Below are 19,000 nucleotides of genomic sequence, written 5' to 3'. Positions count from 1 at the left end.
CCCGCCACCCCCCATTCCCTCGCCGTCGATCCCGTGCGTCCCGCCGCCCTGCGCATCCTGCTCGCGCTGGCGGTGGTCTTCCTGATGCTCGCGACCACCGGCTGGACCGCCGTGCACCGGCCCGAGAACGGCGTCTCCGCGCGCCAGACCGCCCTCGCCGCCTGGTCGCAGACCCTGTTCGAGGGCCGGACGCTGCCCGCCGCCGACGCCCCCGCGCCGACCGTGGCACGGTTCTTCGCCGGCCTCGACGGCGCCCAGCGCGCCCGGCTCGCCGAGGGGTACCCCCTCGTGGTCGGCAGCCTGGAGGGCGTCCCGGTCACCACTCGCTACCGGGCCAACGCGATCGCCCTGCAGCAGGCCGCCCGCGCCGAGGAGGCCGACGCGCACGACGTCACGCTGGCCCCCTCCGACCGCGTCATGGCCTCCCGCCGCGCCCACCGCTTCGAGTCCCTCGCCGAGCCGGGCCGGCAGATCCTCACCTTCGACCCGACCGGCGGCGGCCTCGTCGCGGAGGTCTTCGGCGACCTCGACGGGGCCCGCAGGGTCTCGGTGATCGTCCCGGGCGTCGACACGGACGCGCTGACCTTCGAGCGCACCCAGCGCCGCCTCACCGCCCCCGCCGGCATGGCGCAGTCCCTGTACGAGGCGGAGCTGGCGGCCGCGCCCACGAGCCGGACGGCGGTCATCGCCTGGGCCGGGTACACCGCGCCGACCGGGGTCGGCATGGACGCGGCGACCGGCCGGATGGCCGTGGACGGTGCGCAGAAGCTGCGCGCGCTGACCTCCTCGCTGCCCGGCCGGGCCAGCGTGGCACTGTTCTGCCACAGCTACGGCTCGGTGGTGTGCGGGGTCGCCGCGCACGAACTGCCGTCCCGGGTCACGGACATCGCGGTGGCGGGCAGCCCCGGGATGCGCGCCGAGAACGTGGGCGAGCTGGGGACCTCGGCGCGGGTGTGGGCCACGCGGGACTCCGGCGACTGGATCGCCGACGTCCCGCACCTGGAGCTCGGAGGCCTCGGCCACGGCGCGGATCCGGTCGCCCCGGACTTCGGCGCACGGGTCCTGTCGGCCGCCGGGGCCAAGAGCCACACCGGCTACTTCGAGCCAGGGACCGACTCTTTGGACAACTTCGCCAAAATCGGAACCGGCGCATTCGGTTCCACGGTGTGTTCTACGGGCGACGACGCCTGCCGACGCGGAATTTCCGGCACGGACGGTTCCTGACACGCGTAGACGGCCCGAAAACGGGCTTCACGACGGGGGGACGCACGGGGGTGCGTCCCTTTACCATGTGCCGCATGGGTGACGTACTGGCCGGAAACCATGCCGTCTGGGAGTTCGACCGCACCACGGACTCGATGCTCATCCGCTTCGCTCGGGGGATGCGAACGCCCAGGCTCTGGCACGCCCTCGGGGCGCGCCGGATCCCCCTCGACGCGTTGTCGGGGGTGAGCCTGACCGTGGGGCGGCGGGACACGGTGGTGCTGCGCGCCGAGGCGCGGCCCGGCGCGGATCCGCTGGTGGAGGCCGCGGCGGGGCAGCTGAAGGAGGCGTGCGATCCGTACCGGCTGGTCCTGCCGGGCGACCGGGCCGTGCGGGCGGCGGCCTTCGCGGACGCCGTGCGGGAGCGGCTGGGCCGGAGCCCGGCGGAGCCGGCGGAGCGGTTCCTGGTGACGGCGTCGCCGCGGGCGCCGCTCACGCTCAAGGCGTACGACGCCCGGCTCGTCTTCGACGGCTCGGCGGTGACCTTCCGCTGGTCCCGTACGGGAGCCACGAGCGCCAAGTGGAAGGCGGGCGACCAGCGGTATCCGCTGGCCGCCCTGACGGGGGTCGAATGGCACTCCCCGGACCGCCAGGGAGCCCATCTGCGCCTGCTCGCCCGCGGCCACGCGGGCGATCCGCGCCCCGACCACGACCTGGCCTCGGCGGTGCTCGGCGCGGGCTACGGGGCGGTGCACGAATCGCTGCCGTTCGCGGCGGCGCTGCTCGCCGCCCTGCGCGACCGCTCCCCGGTCGCCGCGGTCCCCCGGGCCCGCTCCGGCGACCGGCTCCAGCACCTGGGCGAGCTGCACAGCGCCGGCCTGCTGACGGACGCGGAGTACGCGGCCCTGCGCGACCGGTTCACGGCCGGAGCCTGAGGCACGCCGCCCACCCGGCCCCCTCCCCCGGCCCCGGTCCCGGTCCGGCTACGGCTACGGCTACGGCTACGGCCGGCCCTCGCGCGCGGTCGCCGTCGAGCTCATGTCCGGGTAGCGGTCGCCCGCGACCCGGTCGGCGATGGGCTCCAGCAGCGCCAGCTCGGCGTCCGTCAGCGTGATCCGGGTCGCCGCCGTGTTCTCCGCGAGGCGGCCGGGCTTGCGCGTGCCCGGGATCGGGACCACCGTCAGCCCGTGCACCAGCGCCCGCTGGTGCACCCACGCCAGCGCGATCTGGCCCGGCGTGGCGGAGCGCGCCGCCGCGATCTCCCGCACCGGCTCCAGCAGCGCCGCGTTGGCCTTGGCGTTCTCGCCCGTGAAACGGGGCTGGTGGCGGCGGTAGTCCCCGGGCGTCAGCTCGGCCGTCGCGTCCGCGAACGCGCCGGTCAGGAAACCGCGTCCGAGCGGGGAGTACGGCACCAGGGCCACGCCCAGCTCCGCCGCCGCGCCCACCGCGCTGCGCTCCACGTCCCGGCTGAACAGCGACCACTCCGACTGGAGGGCCGCGATCGGGTGCACCGCGTGCGCCTCGCGCAGCTCGGCTCCGGTCACCTCGCTGAGCCCGAGGTGGCGCACCTTGCCCTCGCGCACCAGCTCCGCCATGGCGCCGACCGATTCGGCGAGCGGCACGGCCGGGTCGCGCCGGTGCATGTAGTAGAGGTCGATCACGTCGGTACCGAGCCTGCGCAGGCTTCCCTCGACGGCCCGCCGCACGTACGCCCGGTCGTTGCCGATCCCCCGGTACGCCTCGTCGTCGCCGCGCACGATGCCGAACTTCGTGGCGAGGGTGATCTCCTCGCGGTGCGCGGCGACGAACGGTGCGAGGAACTCCTCGTTCGCGCCCCGCCCGTAGGCGTCCGCGGTGTCGAAGAGGGTGACTCCCGCGGCCAGCGCCGCCTCCAGGGTCCGGCGGGCGACCCCCTCGTCCGTGTTCCCGTAGAACTCGCTCATGCCCATGCAGCCGAGGCCCTGGACGCCCACCAGCGGGCCGCCCCGGCCCAGTTCGGCCTTCTCGATCTTCACCGTGTTCTCGGTCATGTCCGCTCTGCCTCTTCCGCGACGGGGCTCGTCGCAACGCCGTTCATCGCAACGGTGTCCATCGAATAGATGTCGATCTTGTAGTCCAGCACGGCGAGCGCATCGTTCAGCTCCGTGATGCGCGCCCGCACCTCGCGGCGCGTCCGCTCCAGCAGTTCGCGCCGCTCGCGGGAGGTGTGCCCTCCCTCGCGCACCAGTTCGGCGTACCGGACCATGTCCGCCACCGACATTCCGGTGGTGCGCAGCTTGCCGACGAAGGCCAGCCAGTCGAGGTCCTTGTCGCTGAAGCGCCGCTGTCCCGAGTGGGAGCGGTCCACGTGCGGCATGAGGCCGATCCGCTCGTACCAGCGCAGGGTGTGCTGGGTCAGACCGGTCCGTGCCTCGACCTCGCTGATCGTGTACCGCGTCTGCGTCAGGCTCATGGCGACCACGCTAAAACCTTGGAGTGCACTCCAAGCAAGTACGCTCGGCCGCATGGAGAGCCTGCAGAGTCTGCGCATCATCGAGAACTGGCCGGTCCCGACCGCCGCCGCGGCCGTGGTCGGCGCCGACGGGACCGTGCTCGGCAGTCACGGCCCGGTGGACCACCGCTTCGCGCTGGCCTCCGTCACCAAGCCGCTCGCCGCGTACGCCGCCCTCGTCGCCTACGAGGAGGGCGCGATCGAGCTGGACGAGCCCGCGGGGCCCGCGGGTTCCACCGTGCGTCACCTGCTGGCGCACACCAGCGGCCTGGCCTTCGACGAGCACCGTGCGACGGCCCCGCCCGGACAGCGCCGACTGTACTCCAACGCGGGCTTCGAGGAGCTCGGCGACCACATCGCGAAGGCCACCGGCATCCCCTTCCCCGAGTACCTGCGCCAGGCCGTGTTCGAGCCGCTGGGCATGGCGTCGAGCCAGCTGGAGGGCTCCCCGGCCAAGGACGGCGTCTCCACCGTCGCCGACCTGGTGCGCTTCGCCGCCGAGCTCCAGCAGCCGAGGCTGCTGGACGTCCGCACGGTGGCCGAGGCCACCGCCGTGGTCCACCCCGGGCTCAAGGGCGTGCTGCCCGGCTACGGCCACCAGTCCCCCAACGACTGGGGCCTCGGCCTGGAGATCCGCGACGGCAAGTCCCCGCACTGGACGGGCGCCGGCTCCTCGCCGCGCACCTTCGGGCACTTCGGGCAGGCGGGGACCTTCCTGTGGGTGGACCCGGACGCGCGCGCCGCGTGCGTGGCCCTGACGGACCGGGCGTTCGGCCCGTGGGCCGTGGAGGCCTGGCCCCCGTTCACCGACGCGGTCCTCTCCGAGCTCGAGGGCCGCTAGTACCGCAACCCGGTGGACCGTTCCGGTCCCGGCACCGGGCGAGCGGGCCCGCGCCGCGCCGCGCACGGCCGGGGGCGGGCGACATCTCGTCCGTTCAGCGCGGGCGCAGCCCGTCGAAGACCACGGCGAAGATCCGTTCCCGGGCCGACGGGTCGGTCTCCAGGTGCTCCGTCATCGCGCCGGTGCCGACCAGCAGGGCGACCAGCTCCGGCAGGCCCAGGTCCGGGCGGACCGCCCCGGCCCGCTGCGCGGCGGTCAGCAGGTCGGCCAGTTGAGCCTGGATCACCGCGCTGGACTCCCGCAGGGACGCGTGCGCGTCCACACCCGCCGCGGCGAGCGCCCGGGTGAACTCGCTCTTGCCCGAGGACTGTTCGACCACCAGGCGGAAACACGCGAAGAAGGCCTCGGCGGGTTCGGCCCGGGCGGCCAGCCGCGCGGTCCGGGTCGCGATCGTCTCCAGCCTGCGCACCATCACCGCCTCCAGCAGCGCCTCCTTGGTCGGGAAGTGCCGGAAGAGCGTGCCGACCCCGACCCCGGCGGCCCGGGCGATCTCCTCGGTCGGCACGCCGACGCCGCGGGTGGTGAACACCTCCGTCGCGACGTCCAGCAGCCTGGCCCGGTTACGGGCCGCATCCGCCCGCAACGGTCGTTCCGGGGCTCCGCCCACGCCTCCCGCCTTTCCCCGCCGACGGCGGAGTCACCCTAGACAACCGGAGTCGCCAGTCCGTATCGTTTGAAACCGGAGTCGCCAGTCCGATTCTAGCGACGCACCCTGCCGGGAGTCGATCATGTCCGCACCGCTGTCACCGCGCGAGGCCTTCCAGAAGCTGCTCGACGGCATCACCGCGGGCCGGTTCTCGGAGCTGGCCGAGCTCTATGCCGAGGACGCCGTGGTGGAGACCGTGTTCGAGCCGGTCGGGCCGCGCCGCATCGAGGGGAGGGCGGCGCTCAGGGAGCGGTTCGCGGCCGTCTCCGCGGGCTCGCCCGTGGAGCTGACTCCGGCGAACGTGGTGGTCCGGGAGACCGACGATCCCGAAGTGGTCGTCGCCGAGTGGGACTACCAGGTGCACCACCGTGTGACCGGGCGGACCTTCAAGGCCGCCAACATCCAGGTGCTGCGGGTCCGTGACGGCCTGATCGTCAGCAGCAGGGATTTCCACGATCACCTGGCTCTCGTCGTGGCCGGAGGCGGCCTGCCGCACCTGGTGGCGGCGCTGGGCGAGCAGTAGCGGCACGTAGCGGCATCGCCCGCGCCCTGCCCGCGGCCACCCCTGGGGACCGGCCGCCTAAGCCGTCCCCCGGCTCCCGTCGTCGGCCGGCTGGGGAAGTTCCCAGATCAGCAGTTCGCACGGGGATCCGGCGACGAGCTCCAGGTCGGGCTCGCCGGTGATCCGCGCCGCGTCCCCGGGGCCCAGCTCGTCGTCGTCCGCGCCGGCGCCGTCCCCCTTGCCGTCCAGCCTCAGGTCTCCCCGTACGACGTGCAGGTACACGCGCTCGGCCGCCGGCAGGGCGACCCGCTCGCCCGCGCCGGGACGCCTGACGTGCAGGACGGCTCCGGCCGCCGGCACCGCATAGGGCGTGCTGTCGGCGATGCCCCTGACCAGTGCGTACGAGGGTTCCCCGGCCGGCTCCAGCGGCGCGAGCCAGGTCTGGACGAAGCGCAGCGGGGCGGCGCCCTCGTTGCGCTCCGCGTGCCGGGCCCCCGATCCGGCCCCGAGGTGCTGCACGTCCCCGGGCCGGACCCGGGCGGTGGCGCCCGCGCCGTCGCGGTGGGTGAGCTCGCCCTCGACCACCCAGGTCACGATCTCCGTGTGGCTGTGCGGGTGCTCGTCGAATCCCGCGCCGGGGGCCAGGCGCTCCTCGTTGCACGCCACGACCGCCCCGAAGCGCAGGTTGTCCGGGTCGTAGTGCGACCCGAAGGAGAACGCGTGCCGGGTGGCGACACCGGTCTCCGGGTCCCCACCCTCGTAGCGGTCGGCGCCTCGGCGTACATCAATCATGGAGGCCACCGTAGTCCCCGGGCGGGCCCCCGCTCCCGAGGCGGCCGACGGGGGCGCCGGGGAGACCGGACTCCGCGCAGTGTTCCCGATAAGGCAGTCTTGTCACGTGCCCCAACCCGAACGTGAGCATTCCCCCGCGATCCACCCCGCGCATCCGGCTTCCGCCCATCCGCACTCCGCGACGCTGCGCCGGCTGGAGAAGTCCTCCGGACGGCTCGCCGCGAACGCGATCGCCCGCATGGACGAGACCCTGTCGTGGTACCGGGCGATGCCCCCGGAGAACCGGTCCTGGATCGGCCTGGTCGCCCAGGCCGGCATCGCCGCGTTCACGGAGTGGTTCCGGCACCCCGAGACCCCGCAGGCCATCTCCACCGACGTGTTCGGGACGGCTCCGCGCGAGTTGACGCGGGCGATCACCCTGCGTCAGACCGTCGAGATGGTGCGCACCACCATCGAGGTGATGGAGGCCGCGATCGACGAGGTCGCGGCGCCGGGTGACGAGTCGATCCTGCGCGAGGCGCTGCTCGTGTACGCCCGGGAGATCGCCTTCGCGACCGCCCAGGTGTACGCGCAGGCCGCCGAGGCGCGGGGGGCCTGGGACGCCCGGCTGGAGTCGCTCGTGGTCAACGCGGTGCTGTCCGGGGAGGCCGACGAGGGCGCGCTGTCGCGGGCCGCGGCGCTCGGCTGGAACTCCCCGGAACACGTGTGCGTGGTGCTGGGCACCGCTCCGGAGGGTGACAGCGAACTGACGGTGGAGGCTATCCGGCGCGCGGCCCGCCATCACAAGCTCCAGGTCCTCACGGGGGTGCTCGGGGACCGGCTCGTCGTCATCGCGGGCGGCAGCGACAATCCGATGCAGGTGGCGAAGTCGCTGATCGGTCCGTTCGCGGCCGGCGCCGTGGTGGCCGGCCCGGTGGTTCCGGACCTGCTGAACGCCACGAAGTCGGCACAGGCGGCGGCGGCCGGGCTCAAGGCGTGCACCGCCTGGCAGGACGCACCCCGGCCGGTGCTGGCGGACGATCTCCTGCCCGAGCGGGCGATCGCCTCCGACCCTGCGGCGCGCGAGCAGCTGGTGGAGGAGATCTACAGACCGCTGGAAGAGGCGGGTTCGGCCCTGCTGGAGACCCTCAGCGTCTATCTGGAGCAGGCGAGCAGCCTGGAAGGCGCAGCTCGGATGCTGTTCGTCCACCCGAACACCGTGCGCTACCGGCTGCGACGTGTGACGGACGTCACCGGCTGGTCGCCCTCAGATGTCCGTTCCGCGTTCACTTTGAGAATCGCCCTGATCCTCGGGCGTCTGGCCGACGGCGATCCTCAGTCCTAGACTTTTGTCGGACATCAACAATTACGCCGAAGGTTCTTCGTCCCTGTCCCCACGGGCGGCGCGGACCGAACACAAGAGAGAGTGTGAGGGTGCTCGTACTCGTCGCTCCCGGCCAAGGCGCACAGACGCCCGGCTTCCTGACTCCCTGGCTCGAACTGCCCGGCGCCGCTGACCGCGTCGCCGGCTGGTCGGACGCCATCGGGCTCGACCTTGCCCACTACGGCACGAAGGCCGACGCGGAGGAGATCCGCGACACGGCCGTTGCACAGCCCCTGCTGGTCGCGGCCGGTCTGCTCGCCGCGTCCGAGCTCGGGTCCCGTACGGCCTTCGGTGCCGTCGCGGGCCACAGCGTCGGCGAGATCACCGCGGCCGCTTACGCCGGCGTCCTCTCCGACGCCGACGCGCTGTCGTTCGTACGGACCCGCGGGCTCGGCATGGCCGAGGCCGCCGCGGTCACCGCGACCGGTATGGCCGCCGTCCTCGGCGGGGAGCCGGACGTCGTCGTGGCGCACCTGGAGAAGCTGGGTCTGACTCCGGCGAACATCAACGGCGCGGGCCAGATCGTCGCGGCCGGCACGATGGAGCAGATCGCCGCTCTCGAGGCCGACAAGCCCGAGGGTTCCATGAAGGTCGTCGCCCTCAAGGTCGCGGGCGCCTTCCACACGCACCACATGGCCCCGGCCGTCGCCCGGCTGGAGGAGGCCGCTCGCGCCCTCGCCCCGGTCGACCCGGCGTTGAAGTACGTTTCGAACAAGGATGGTCAGGTCGTGACCACGGGCGCCGATGTCGTCGCCCGGCTGGTCGGCCAGGTGGCCAATCCGGTCCGCTGGGACCTGTGCATGGAGACGTTCGCCGATCTGGGCGTCACGGGGATCGTCGAGCTGTCCCCCGGTGGCACCCTGACGGGTCTGGCCAAGCGCGCGCTGAAGGGCGTACCGAGCGTGGCCCTCAAGACCCCGGACGATCTCGAAAAGGCCGCGGCGCTCCTCGCCGAGCACGCGGTCTGAGAGAAGGAGCCCACACAGCATGTCGAAGATCAAGCCTGCCAAGGGCTCCCCGTACGCCCGCATCCTGGGGGTCGGCGGCTACCGCCCGGTCCGCGTGGTGCCCAACGAGGTGATCCTCGAGACCATCGACTCGTCCGACGAGTGGATCCGTTCCCGTTCCGGCATCGCGACACGGCACTGGGCCTCGCCCCAGGAGACCGTCGCCGCGATGTCCGTGGAGGCCTCGGGCAAGGCACTGGCCGCCGCCGGGATCGCACCGGAGAAGATCGGCGCCGTGATCGTCTCGACGGTGTCGCACTTCAAGCAGACGCCGGCGGTCGCGACCGAGATCGCGCACCGCGTCGGTGCGGGCAAGCCCGCGGCCTTCGACATCTCGGCCGGCTGCGCCGGGTTCGGCTACGGTCTGACCCTGGCCAAGGGCCTGGTGGTGGAAGGTTCCGCCGAGTACGTCCTCGTCATCGGCGTGGAGCGGCTCTCGGACCTCACCGACCTCGAGGACCGCGCGACGGCCTTCCTGTTCGGCGACGGCGCGGGTGCCGTGGTCGTCGGCCCCTCGGACGAGCCGGCCATCGGCCCCACGGTGTGGGGTTCGGAGGGCGACAAGTCCGAGACCATCAAGCAGACCGTGCCGTGGGACGAGTACCGCACCACGGACGGCGCCGAGAAGTTCCCGGCCATCACGCAGGAGGGTCAGGCGGTCTTCCGCTGGGCCGTCTTCGAGATGGCCAAGGTGGCCCAGCAGGCGCTCGACGCAGCCGGGATCACCGCGGACGACCTGGACGTCTTCATTCCGCACCAGGCAAACATGCGGATCATCGACTCGATGGTGAAGACTCTGAAGCTGCCGGAGCACGTCACGGTCGCCCGTGACGTCGAAACCACCGGCAACACCTCGGCCGCCTCGATCCCGCTCGCAATGGAGCGGCTCCTGGCGACCGGAGCGGCGAAGAGCGGCGACACCGCGCTCGTCATCGGCTTCGGGGCGGGACTCGTCTACGCCGCGACGGTCGTTACCCTCCCCTAGGGCCCGGGATCCACATCCCGACGCCTGATCGACCCCGTTAGTCAGCTAGAGAAGGAGCGCCACATGGCCGCCACCCAGGAAGAGATCGTCGCCGGTCTCGCCGAGATCGTCAACGAGATCGCCGGCATCCCGACCGAGGACGTCCAGATCGAGAAGTCCTTCACCGACGACCTGGACGTCGACTCGCTGTCCATGGTCGAGGTCGTCGTCGCCGCCGAAGAGCGCTTCGACGTCAAGATCCCGGACGAGGACGTCAAGGGCCTCAAGACGGTCGGCGACGCCGCGGACTACATCGCGAAGCACCAGGCCTAAGCCTGACGAGCGTTTGTCGCCACCTGGCGGTGGCGCCGTGACAATTCAGCACCCCCTGAGACGTGGAGAAAGAATTCCTGTGAGCCCGACCAATCGCACCGTGGTCGTCACCGGTATCGGCGCAACCACTCCGCTGGGTGGCGACAGCGCTTCGACCTGGGAAGGTCTGCTTGCCGGCCGTTCCGGCGTAAAGCCCCTCGAGGGTGAGCGCTTCGCCGAACTCCCGGTTCGTATCGCCGCCCCTGCCGCCGTGGACCCGAGTGAGGTCCTCCCCCGGCCGCTGGCCCGCAAGCTGGACCGCTCGGCCCAGTTCGCCGTCATCGCGGCCCGCGAGGCGTGGGCCGACGCCGGTTACGCCGACCCGGCGGGCGCGGAGACCACCACGGGTGCCTCGATCGCCCCCGAGCGCCTGGGCACGGTCATCGCCTCCGGCATCGGCGGCGTGACCACCCTGCTCGACCAGTACGACGTACTGAAGGAGAAGGGTGTGCGCCGCGTTTCCCCGCACACCGTTCCCATGCTCATGCCCAACGGTCCGTCGGCCAACGTCGGCCTGGAGGTCAACGCCCGCGCGGGCGTGCACACTCCGGTCAGCGCCTGCGCCTCCGGCGCGGAGGCCATCGGCTACGCCGTCGAGATGATCCGCACCGGCCGTGCCGACGTGGTCGTCGCGGGCGGCACCGAGGCGGCGATCCACCCGCTGCCGATCGCCGCGTTCGCCAACATGATGGCGATGTCCAAGAACAACGACCACCCCGAGCAGGCCTCGCGCCCGTACGACAAGGGCCGTGACGGCTTCGTCCTCGGCGAGGGCGCCGGCGTCGTGGTCCTGGAGTCCGCCGAGCACGCCGCCGCGCGCGGCGCCCGGGTCTACTGCGAGGTGCTGGGCCAGGGTCTGTCCGCGGACAGCCACCACATCGCGCAGCCGGAGCCCACGGGCCGCGGCGTCGCGGCCGCCGTGCAGAACCTGCTCGACAACACGGGTCTCGACCCGGCCGAGCTGGTCCACCTGAACGCGCACGCCACGTCCACCCCGCAGGGTGACACGGCCGAGCTGAAGGCGCTCCGCAAGGTCCTGGGCGACGACCTCGACCACATCGCGATCTCGGCGACCAAGTCGATGACGGGTCACCTGCTGGGTGGCGCGGGCGGTATCGAGACCGTGGCGACGGTGCTGGCGCTGTACCACCGCCTGGCCCCGCCGACCGTCAACCTCGACGAGATCGACGACGACATCGACGCCGACATCGTGACCGGCGAGCCGCGCAAGCTCCCGGCCGAGGGCCCGATCTCCGCGATCAACAACTCGTTCGGCTTCGGCGGCCACAACGTCACCCTGGCGTTCCGTACCGTCTGACACCCGCCCCGCGAAGAAGGCCCACCCGGCGTCCGGGTGGGCCTTCTCCGTCTGCGCGGACCGCTCGGGCGTTCTCAGACCACTTGGTGGAGCCAGCGCACCGGGGCGCCCTCGCCCGCGTAGCGGAAGGGTTCGAGCTCGTCGTCCCAGGGTTTGCCGAGCAACTTGGCGATCTCCGCCTCCAGATCGGTCTCGCCGCGCGTCGACCGGGCGAGGGCGGCGCGCAGCCGGTCCTCGGGGATCAGGATGTCTCCGTGCATCCCGGTGACCGCGTGGAAGATGCCGAGCTGCGGGGTGGAGCTGTAGCGCTCTCCCTCTGCGGTGGGGCAGGGTTCCGCGGTCACCTCGAAGCGGATCAGGTGCCAGCCCCTCAGGGCGGAGGCGAGCTTCGAGGCGGTGCCCGCTTCGGCCTGCCAGGAGAACTCGGCTCTCCACGTGCCGGGAGAGGCGGGCTGACGGATCCAGTCGAGGTTCACCCGCACCCCGAGCACGCCGGCAACGGCCCATTCCACGTGCGGGCACAGCGCACGCGGTGCGGAATGCACGTACAGGACTCCACGTGTCGTCACCTGGACCTCCAGTGTGGGACGAGGTCGGGAATAAACTCCAGAAAACGGACAGTATGTGACGTGATGTAATGTAACGGAAATTAATTGACATTGCGTTGCGGGACTTGCGGCCGAAACGCCACGGGAAAAAGCTACCGTGCGCCGGGGGTCATGGTGTGACGTACGGTCGCTCTTAAACCCGTCAGCACAGAGCATTCACTCAGCAGGACGCCCCCGGTGGCCGCGGGGGCGACGAGGAGGGACCTCCCGCATGCGCACCACCGCCCCACGCCGCCGCGCGCGTCGGACGCATCCGGGTGCGGGGGCGGTGGCCGCCCTGCTGATCGCCGCGGCGGGTTCGCTGGCCGGGTGTGCGGCCGACGGGGCGAAGCCCGGGGGCGAGCGCGGGGCGCAGGCGGGTCCGCGCTGGAACACCGCGCCCTCCTCGGTCGCCGCCGTGGGCGACTCCATCACCCGTGGTTTCGACGCCTGTTCGGTGCTGGCCGACTGCCCGGAGGCCTCCTGGGCCACGGGCGACGACCCCCAGGTCCACTCGCTGGCCGCCCGGTTGCTCGGGGAGGCCGAAGCCCCCGCGCGCAGCTGGAACTACGCGGTGACCGGCTCCCGGATGGCGGACCTGCCGGGGCAGCTGGCTTCCGCGGCGGCGCACAAGCCCGACCTGGTCACGGTGATGGTGGGCTCGAACGACGCCTGCCGCCCGACGGCTTCCTCGATGACTCCCACGGCCGACTTCCGCGCCGGCTTCGAGAAGGCGCTCGCGGACCTCCGGGCCGCCTCGCCCACCTCCCAGGTGTACGTCTCCAGCGTTCCCGACCTGCAGCGACTGTGGCAGCAGGGCAAGGACGACCCGATGGTGCGGCAGATCTGGAAGCTCGGCATCTGCCAGTCGATGCTCGCCGATCCGGTCTCGGCGGCCACCGGGGCGACGGCCCGGCGCGAACAGGTGCGGGCGCGCGTGGTCGAGTACAACGAGGTGCTGCGGGAGGTCTGCGGCAAGGATCCGCTGTGCCGCTACGACGGCGGCGCGGTCTTCCAGTACCCGTTCTCGGCGGAGCAGTTGAGCCACTGGGACTGGTTCCACCCGGGCAAGGACGGGCAGGCGCGGCTCGCGGAACTGGCGCACCGACAGGTGACGTCCGCCGAACCGCCGCGTTGACGCCCGGGCGCCGCGGGCACGCGGCGGGCCCGCGCCGGGCGCGGCGGACGGTGCGGGCGACGGCCGGTGGCGGGCCGGGCGGCCGCGGGGTGCACGGAACCGGGGGCAGGTGTCCGGGCCCGTCCCCGGTCCGGCTCGTGCATCACTTCCCCAGGGGGTGATTTCCGGCCACTACAGCTCGAGGGCCGCCGTCAGCCGGGTGTCGCCGTGCGAGTGGCTCGCGCGGACCTCGTAGCGGCCGCCGATCCGGCGCCAGGCGCGGGCGGTGTCGTCCCAGATCTCGAAGGCTGAGCCCCGCCGGGCGGTCCGCGCGGCGCAGGGCTACGAGGAGGCCGGAGGCGGGCCGAAGCTGCCGGCCGGGGTCTCCCCCGCGCGCGGGCCCCGGTCCCGGCGGTTGTCGCCCCCGTACGGGCCGGCGCCGTTGCCCCGGCCCGTACCCGGGTTCGTGTCCCCGTCCGCGTCCCGGCCGGCGTCCTCGGCGGCGTCCTCGTCGGCGCCCACCAGGTCCCGGGCCATGAGCGTCGCCCCGGCCACCGCGCCGGGCATCAGGAACACGGCGACGAACGGCACCAGGAAGGCCAGCACCAGCGGCACCCCGAAGCCGAGCGCCAGCATCCGGCGCGAGCGCAGCAGCACCAGCTGCTCGGAGAGACCCACCCGGCGCCGCATCAGGGCGACCGAGGTGAGTTCCTGGGTCAGGAAGTAGCCGGAGACGCAGAACCCGACGGCCGGAACCACGGTCTGCCCGACCACGGGGACGAAGCCGAGGCCGAAGAGCAGGATCCCGTAGAGCAGCACCTTGCCGAGGATCTTCAGGCTGTCCCGGGCGGAGATCCACAGCTCCTGCCAGAGCGTGAGGCCCGATTCGGGGACCTCGCCGCCCTCGCTCCGGTCGACCTGCTCCGAGAGGGACTCGTAGAACGGCTGGCCCACGAGCAGGGTCACGGCGGTGAAGGTGATCACCGCGGCGAAGAGCCCGAGGGCGTAGAGCAGGGCGGTCAGGAAGCCGCGGAAGAGCCCGAGCCACGGTGCGGACCAGCCGTCGGCGAAGGGGGTCGCCCAGGCGGTCAGGTCGTCGGCGCCGTAGCCGAGGCCGATGAGGGCGCCGACGTAGAGCACCAGGGAGACGAGCCCCGGCAGGAGTCCGAAGCCGAGCCACCGGCCGTGCCGCAGCACCCATCGCTGTCCGGCCAGCAGATAGCCGAATCCCCCCGCAAGATCACGCATGGGGACAGTCTAGGACGGGTCCCGCGGACGGCGAAGGCCGCACCCCGGTGCCGGGGTGCGGCCTTCGCCGTCGTGCTGCGGACGAGCCGCCGGATCCGGTCCTTCGGATCAGACCGCGAGCTCGACGGTGATGTTGCCGCGGGTCGCCTTGGAGTACGGGCAGACCTGGTGGGCCTTTTCGAGGAGGTCCTTGGCGGTGGCGGCGTCCACGTTCGGGATGACGGCCGAGATCTTGACGATGATGCCGAAGCCGTCGTCGTTCTTGCCGATGCCGACCTCGGCGGTCACGGTCGAGCCGGAGATGTCGGCGTTCTCGTTGCGGGCGACGACGCCGAGCGCACCCTGGAAGCAGGCGCTGTAGCCGGCCGCGAACAGCTGCTCGGGGTTGGTGCCCTCGCCGCTGCCGCCGAGTGCCTTCGGCGGGTTCACGACGACGTCGAGCCGGCCGTCGTTGGTGGCGACGCGGCCGTCACGGCCGTTCTCGGCGGTGGCAACGGCGGTGTACGCGACATCGGACTGCTGGATGGACATGTAAGGAAATCCTCCTGGTGAATCGCCGCGACTCGCGCCCACGCGTCACGGCGGTGTGCAGTGAGCCTAACCGGTGAAAGAAACGATCATCTTTCCGGTGTTCTCGCCGCGCAGCATTCCGAGGAAGGCCTCGGTCGCGTTCTCCACCCCCTCGACCACCGTCTCGTCGGCGACGAGCTGACCCGAGCGCAGCCAGCCGGCCACGTCCTGGACGAACTGCGGCTGGAGTGCGGCGTGGTCGCTGACCAGGATGCCCTGCAGGCGCAGGCGCTTGCCGATGACGTTCATCAGGTTGCGCGGGCCGGGGGCGGCCTCGGTGTCGTTGTAGTGCGCGATCGCCCCGCACAGGGTGGCGCGGCCGAACGCGTTCAGCGAGGTGAGCGCCGCCTCGAGGTGGTCGCCGCCGACGTTGTCGAAGTAGACGTCGATACCGTCGGGGGCTGCCTTCGGCAGCTGCTCGGCGACGGGGGCGTCCTTGTAGTTGAAGGCGGTGTCGAAGCCGTACTTCTCCGTGAGGAGCGTCACCTTCTCGCCGGAGCCGGCGGAGCCGATGACACGGGAGGCTCCCTTGATCTTCGCGAACTGGCCGACGAGGCTGCCCACGGCGCCGGCCGCGCCGGAGACGAAGACGGAGTCGCCCTCCTTGAAGGAGGCGACCTCGAAGAGCCCGGCGTAGGCGGTCAGGCCCGGCATGCCGAGCACGCCGAGGTAGGCGGAGAGCGGGGCGAGCGAGGCGTCGACCTTGGTGGCGTGCGCGGCGTCGAGCTCGGCGTACTCGCGCCAGCCGAGCGGGTGCAGGACGTGGTCCCCGACCGCGAAGCCCTCGGCGGCGGAGGCGACGATCTCGCCGACCGCACCGCCCTGCATGGGCTGGTCGAGCTGGAAGGGCGGTACGTAGGACTTCGCGTCGTTCATCCGGCCGCGCATGTACGGGTCCACGGACATGTGGAGGTTGCGCACCAGAATCCGGCCGGCGGCGGGCTCGGCGTTCACGGGGGCCTCGCGCAGGGCGAAGTCCTCGGCGACGGGCCAGCCCTGCGGGCGGCGGACGAGGTGCCACTCACGGCTGACGGCGGGGATCTCGGACATGCGGCGCTCCTGACGGGGGAAGATGCTTCACAACGTGAAACAACCATGCGCCTGGATATTTCATGTTGTCAAGTAAATGGGTACGCTGGATCCATGCCCAGTCGTCGCGTAGACCCCCTGACCGTCGAGGTCGTCGAGCTCATCGGCACCGTCGTCGCCCGCTACCACGAGGAGTACGAGCACGCGGCCGCCACCCATCAGCTCACGGGGGCCCAGGCCCGCGTGCTGAACCTGCTCTCCCTCGAGCCGACGGCGATGCGGAAGATCGCGCAGAAGCTGAAGTGCGAGCCGTCGAACGTCACCGGCATCGTGGACCGGCTGGAGACCCGGGGGCTCGTCGAGCGCCGCCCCGATCCGGCCGACCGCCGGGTGAAACTGGCCGCGGTCACCGAGGACGGCCTGCAGACCGCGGACCGGCTGCGCGAGTCGCTGGACTTCGCGCGCGAACCGCTGGCCGGGCTCTCGACCGCGGAGCGGGCGGTCCTGCGGGACCTGCTCAAGCGCATGCTGGGCTGAGCTCCCGGCTCACCAGCAGAGCAGGTTCCACCACGGGCAGGCCGGGGGCTTCACAGGGCCCGGGTTCGGGACGGGCGCGGTGGACGTGGCGCCGCCGGGGGTCGCCGCGCCGCTGGAGCCCGGGGCGGCCGGACCCGACTGCGTGGGCTGCACGGCCCCTCCGGTCCCGGTGGCGCTCCGTGTCGGCCCCGCGCCTCCGGGGAGGGAGGCCGGCGCGGCGGGTCCGGGCGCCCCGGTCCCCCCGGCGGTGCGGCCGGGCCCGGCCTGCTTGGTCCCCCCGGCCGTGGCCTTCGCGGAGCCGGCGGCAACGGTCGCGGCCTTGCCCGAGGGCACGGCCGACGGTGCGGCGGGAGCGTCCGTCAGGCCCGGGAGCGGGGCCGGCTGCTCGGGACCCGCGTCGTCGGTCAGCACCACCGTGGACGCCCGGTCGGTGCGCTCCCCGTCCATGCCCAGCCGGGCCAGCCCCAGCATCGTCACGACGGCGAGCAGGAACCCGAACCCGATGGTGAGGGCGGTCCGCCGGCGCCTGCGGTGCGTGGTGCGGCGACGGGCACCGGCCCGGCCCCGCTCGGCGGCCCGGCCCGGCCGCCCCGCTCCGGACAGCACGACGAGCGAATCGGCGTACACGTCCGCGAGCGCGGCAGGACCGCTCCCGGCGGGGGCGGCGGCGGCCGGCCGGGGAGGCGCGGCCGGTATCAGGTGCTCGGCCGGGGTTCCGCACCCGGCGCACGCGAGCGCGCCGTTGAGGTGCCTGTGACACGCGATGCAATAGTCCATGGCGACCCGCAGGCTACGCGCTCACCTGCAACATCCGGATCGCGGGATCGTAAGGATCCTGTGTGGAATCGTGGAGTCCATGACAGGAACGCCAGGGACATCAGGGACATCAGGGACCCCGGCCACTCCGCCCGCCCGGGAGCCCTTCGGCCCCGGGGCCTTCGCCCTGGTATTGCTGCGCCGGATGGCCGACTTCCAGCCCGGCCTGGCCGAGGAGGCCCGCCACCGGCTCGGCGCCACCCTCGCGCAGCAGCGGGAGGCGAACAAGCGCTGGCAGGCGATGGTCCGGTCGCCGCGCTCCCGGGGCGCGCTGGCCCGCTACCGCTCGGTGCTCGGGCCGCCGGAATCCACCGGGGCGCGCGCACTGGGCGACCTGCGGTGCGAGGCCCTGCTGTTGCGGGTGCCGCTCTGGCCCGACCTGCGCTTCGAGGTGCTCGCCGCGCCGGACGGGGCCGTCTGGAACGAGTGGCTGGTGCGGGCCCCGGGGGCGCGGGGCCCCGTACTGGAGTCGCCGGGGGACCTGCGGCCCTGGTCGGCGACGGTGGACGAGGTGGCGCGGGCCTTCGCCCCGGTGCGCCCGATGGAGGGGACGGCGCCGACGCGGTGGCGCCTCGCGTTCACCGCGGCGGGGGTGCCGCACGTCGCGGAATTCACGTACGGCCTGCTCCAGCGCGTGGAGCGGGCCGGCGGGAACCCCGGGACGAGCGCCGGGGGGATCGCCGGCCCCGGTGCGAAGCCCGGGGGGAACTAGGACCGCAGGAAGGCCCGTACGCCCGCCGAGGCCGGGTCGTCGCCGAGCAGGTCGTTGTGCCCGAGGCAGCCGACGGGGGTGTTGGCGGCGCCGGCGAGCGGGACGCTGGAGTCGGGGTTGACGACCTCGTCGCAGCTCGACCAGAAGGTCGCGTACTTCACCGCGCCGGGCGTCTCGTCGCCGGAGTTCAGGTTCGAGACGACGTACGAGCCGGGGGTCATGTCGCGGCAGGCCTGGTCCCACAGGGCGCAGGCCCACGCGGTGGAGGAGCCGCGGTTCGGTCCGGCGAGGGAGACCCAGCGTTCCACGGTGGCGCCGCCGCCGCCGAACTTCACGTACCAGCGGGTGACGAGCGAGCCGAAGGAGTGCGAGACGAGGTCCACGCGGGCGGCGCCGGTCCGGCGGCGGACGTCTTCGACGTAGGCGGCGAGCCGTGCGGAGAGGACCTCGTTGACGGACTGGTGGGTGTCGTAGCCGAAGGAGAAGAGCTCGGAGTCGGCGTACCCGTCGGCGCGCAGGTCCTCGCGCAGGGAGCCCCAGACGCCCGGGTCGGCGTTGTAGCCGTGCACGAGGACCACCGGATGGCGTGCGGACGCGGACACCGGGGCCGGGGCCCCGCCGGCGGCCCGGGCCGGGAGCGCGGACGCCACGAGGAGCGCCAGGCAGAGCGTCAGAAGCGCGAGCAGTCCCTGTCGGGCCGTCAGCATCGGCTCCCCTTTACCTTGTTACGCGCGAGTAGGGCGATCGGTGCGGGCATGGTCGCGCCCGGCGTCGCAGAATTCCACCCCCGTGCAGCACTCAACGGCGCCCCTCGCACCCCTCCCG

General features: G+C 72.8%; 22 protein-coding genes. 12 read left to right on the top strand and 10 right to left on the bottom strand.

Going from position 1 to position 19,000, the window contains the following annotated elements; translation table 11 throughout:
* The first annotated feature begins 84 nt into the window (after positions 1-84).
* Together ABZY44_RS05055 and ABZY44_RS05050 are read left to right on the top strand one after the other, a co-directional pair.
* Complete coding sequence (locus tag ABZY44_RS05055; protein ID WP_356650219.1) at positions 85-1,224, top strand: alpha/beta hydrolase; 1,140 nt, start codon at positions 85-87, stop codon at positions 1,222-1,224.
* A gap of 65 nt (positions 1,225-1,289) precedes the next feature.
* Complete coding sequence (locus ABZY44_RS05050; protein ID WP_356650195.1) at positions 1,290-2,138, top strand: DUF4429 domain-containing protein; 849 nt, start codon at positions 1,290-1,292, stop codon at positions 2,136-2,138.
* A 66-nt stretch (positions 2,139-2,204) separates the two neighbouring features.
* Here the strand turns inward: ABZY44_RS05050 and ABZY44_RS05045 are convergent, their stop codons facing one another.
* Both ABZY44_RS05045 and ABZY44_RS05040 read right to left on the bottom strand, forming a co-directional pair.
* Positions 2,205-3,233 (bottom strand): aldo/keto reductase, encoded by a 1,029-nt coding sequence (locus tag ABZY44_RS05045; protein WP_356650194.1) that lies wholly within the window; start codon positions 3,231-3,233, stop codon positions 2,205-2,207.
* Positions 3,230-3,655: a MerR family transcriptional regulator gene (locus tag ABZY44_RS05040; protein ID WP_356650193.1), complete on the bottom strand. Its 426-nt coding sequence runs from the start codon at positions 3,653-3,655 to the stop codon at positions 3,230-3,232. The genes ABZY44_RS05045 and ABZY44_RS05040 overlap by 4 nt, the downstream gene beginning before the upstream one ends.
* 52 nt (positions 3,656-3,707) lie before the next feature.
* Here ABZY44_RS05040 and ABZY44_RS05035 point away from each other — a divergent pair, with 52 nt between their 5' ends.
* A complete protein-coding gene (locus ABZY44_RS05035; protein ID WP_356650192.1) occupies positions 3,708-4,535 on the top strand; it encodes a serine hydrolase domain-containing protein in 828 nt (275 codons plus the stop codon).
* 94 nt (positions 4,536-4,629) lie between these two features.
* On the opposite strand, the gene ABZY44_RS05030 is transcribed toward ABZY44_RS05035, so the two are convergent.
* Positions 4,630-5,202 (bottom strand): helix-turn-helix domain-containing protein, encoded by a 573-nt coding sequence (locus ABZY44_RS05030; protein WP_356650191.1) that lies wholly within the window; start codon positions 5,200-5,202, stop codon positions 4,630-4,632.
* Positions 5,203-5,323: 121 nt separating this feature from the next.
* Here ABZY44_RS05030 and ABZY44_RS05025 point away from each other — a divergent pair, with 121 nt between their 5' ends.
* Positions 5,324-5,764, top strand: a complete 441-nt coding sequence (locus ABZY44_RS05025) for a nuclear transport factor 2 family protein (protein ID WP_356650190.1) — start codon at positions 5,324-5,326, stop codon at positions 5,762-5,764.
* A gap of 57 nt (positions 5,765-5,821) precedes the next feature.
* On the opposite strand, the gene ABZY44_RS05020 is transcribed toward ABZY44_RS05025, so the two are convergent.
* On the bottom strand, positions 5,822-6,535 hold the full coding sequence (locus tag ABZY44_RS05020) for a pirin family protein (protein ID WP_356650189.1): 714 nt from the start codon (positions 6,533-6,535) through the stop codon (positions 5,822-5,824).
* Positions 6,536-6,641: 106 nt separating this feature from the next.
* Here ABZY44_RS05020 and ABZY44_RS05015 point away from each other — a divergent pair, with 106 nt between their 5' ends.
* From ABZY44_RS05015 to ABZY44_RS04995, 5 genes are all read left to right on the top strand, one after another.
* Positions 6,642-7,859 carry a helix-turn-helix domain-containing protein gene (locus tag ABZY44_RS05015; RefSeq protein WP_356650188.1) on the top strand — a complete coding sequence of 406 codons (1,218 nt, stop codon included), beginning with the start codon at positions 6,642-6,644 and terminating at the stop codon, positions 7,857-7,859.
* 89 nt (positions 7,860-7,948) lie between these two features.
* Positions 7,949-8,866 (top strand): ACP S-malonyltransferase, encoded by a 918-nt coding sequence (locus tag ABZY44_RS05010; protein ID WP_356650187.1) that lies wholly within the window; start codon positions 7,949-7,951, stop codon positions 8,864-8,866.
* A 19-nt stretch (positions 8,867-8,885) separates the two neighbouring features.
* Positions 8,886-9,890 (top strand): ketoacyl-ACP synthase III, encoded by a 1,005-nt coding sequence (locus ABZY44_RS05005; RefSeq protein ID WP_356650186.1) that lies wholly within the window; start codon positions 8,886-8,888, stop codon positions 9,888-9,890.
* 63 nt (positions 9,891-9,953) lie between these two features.
* Positions 9,954-10,202 (top strand): acyl carrier protein, encoded by a 249-nt coding sequence (locus tag ABZY44_RS05000; RefSeq protein ID WP_356650184.1) that lies wholly within the window; start codon positions 9,954-9,956, stop codon positions 10,200-10,202.
* Between the two features lie 79 nt (positions 10,203-10,281).
* Positions 10,282-11,559 carry a beta-ketoacyl-[acyl-carrier-protein] synthase family protein gene (locus ABZY44_RS04995; protein ID WP_356650183.1) on the top strand — a complete coding sequence of 426 codons (1,278 nt, stop codon included), beginning with the start codon at positions 10,282-10,284 and terminating at the stop codon, positions 11,557-11,559.
* 74 nt (positions 11,560-11,633) lie between these two features.
* Here the strand turns inward: ABZY44_RS04995 and ABZY44_RS04990 are convergent, their stop codons facing one another.
* Positions 11,634-12,128: a DUF3145 domain-containing protein gene (locus tag ABZY44_RS04990; RefSeq protein ID WP_356650182.1), complete on the bottom strand. Its 495-nt coding sequence runs from the start codon at positions 12,126-12,128 to the stop codon at positions 11,634-11,636.
* Between the two features lie 250 nt (positions 12,129-12,378).
* Between ABZY44_RS04990 and ABZY44_RS04985 the strand changes: the two genes are divergently transcribed.
* Complete coding sequence (locus ABZY44_RS04985; protein ID WP_356650181.1) at positions 12,379-13,284, top strand: SGNH/GDSL hydrolase family protein; 906 nt, start codon at positions 12,379-12,381, stop codon at positions 13,282-13,284.
* 321 nt (positions 13,285-13,605) lie between these two features.
* Here ABZY44_RS04985 and ABZY44_RS04980 read toward each other — a convergent pair whose 3' ends face one another.
* The 3 genes from ABZY44_RS04980 to ABZY44_RS04970 all read right to left on the bottom strand — a co-directional run bounded on the left by ABZY44_RS04980 (position 13,606) and on the right by ABZY44_RS04970 (position 16,131).
* A complete protein-coding gene (locus tag ABZY44_RS04980; RefSeq protein WP_356650180.1) occupies positions 13,606-14,511 on the bottom strand; it encodes an EI24 domain-containing protein in 906 nt (301 codons plus the stop codon).
* 108 nt (positions 14,512-14,619) lie between these two features.
* Entirely contained in the window at positions 14,620-15,042 is a 423-nt protein-coding gene (locus ABZY44_RS04975) for an organic hydroperoxide resistance protein (protein WP_356650179.1), read from the bottom strand.
* Positions 15,043-15,108: 66 nt separating this feature from the next.
* Positions 15,109-16,131, bottom strand: coding sequence for an NADP-dependent oxidoreductase (locus ABZY44_RS04970; protein ID WP_356650178.1), 1,023 nt, complete (start codon positions 16,129-16,131; stop codon positions 15,109-15,111).
* A gap of 93 nt (positions 16,132-16,224) precedes the next feature.
* On the opposite strand from ABZY44_RS04970, the gene ABZY44_RS04965 reads away from it, so the two are divergent.
* Positions 16,225-16,647, top strand: coding sequence for a MarR family transcriptional regulator (locus ABZY44_RS04965; protein ID WP_356650177.1), 423 nt, complete (start codon positions 16,225-16,227; stop codon positions 16,645-16,647).
* A 9-nt stretch (positions 16,648-16,656) separates the two neighbouring features.
* Here ABZY44_RS04965 and ABZY44_RS04960 read toward each other — a convergent pair whose 3' ends face one another.
* The gene (locus ABZY44_RS04960; RefSeq protein WP_356650176.1) at positions 16,657-17,424 is read right to left on the bottom strand and encodes a hypothetical protein; all 768 of its coding nucleotides are present in this window, start codon (positions 17,422-17,424) and stop codon (positions 16,657-16,659) included.
* Between the two features lie 79 nt (positions 17,425-17,503).
* Between ABZY44_RS04960 and ABZY44_RS04955 the strand changes: the two genes are divergently transcribed.
* A complete protein-coding gene (locus ABZY44_RS04955; RefSeq protein WP_356650175.1) occupies positions 17,504-18,175 on the top strand; it encodes a hypothetical protein in 672 nt (223 codons plus the stop codon).
* Here the strand turns inward: ABZY44_RS04955 and ABZY44_RS04950 are convergent.
* Entirely contained in the window at positions 18,172-18,882 is a 711-nt protein-coding gene (locus ABZY44_RS04950; protein ID WP_356650174.1) for a triacylglycerol lipase, read from the bottom strand. The two genes, ABZY44_RS04955 and ABZY44_RS04950, sit on opposite strands and share 4 nt — an antisense overlap.
* Between the last annotated feature and the right edge of the window lie 118 nt (positions 18,883-19,000).

Origin of the sequence: Streptomyces sp. NPDC006544 (assembly GCF_040611715.1) — a bacterium.
GTDB lineage: Bacteria > Actinomycetota > Actinomycetes > Streptomycetales > Streptomycetaceae > Streptomyces.
This window is presented reverse-complemented; position numbering and strand designations above follow the sequence as displayed.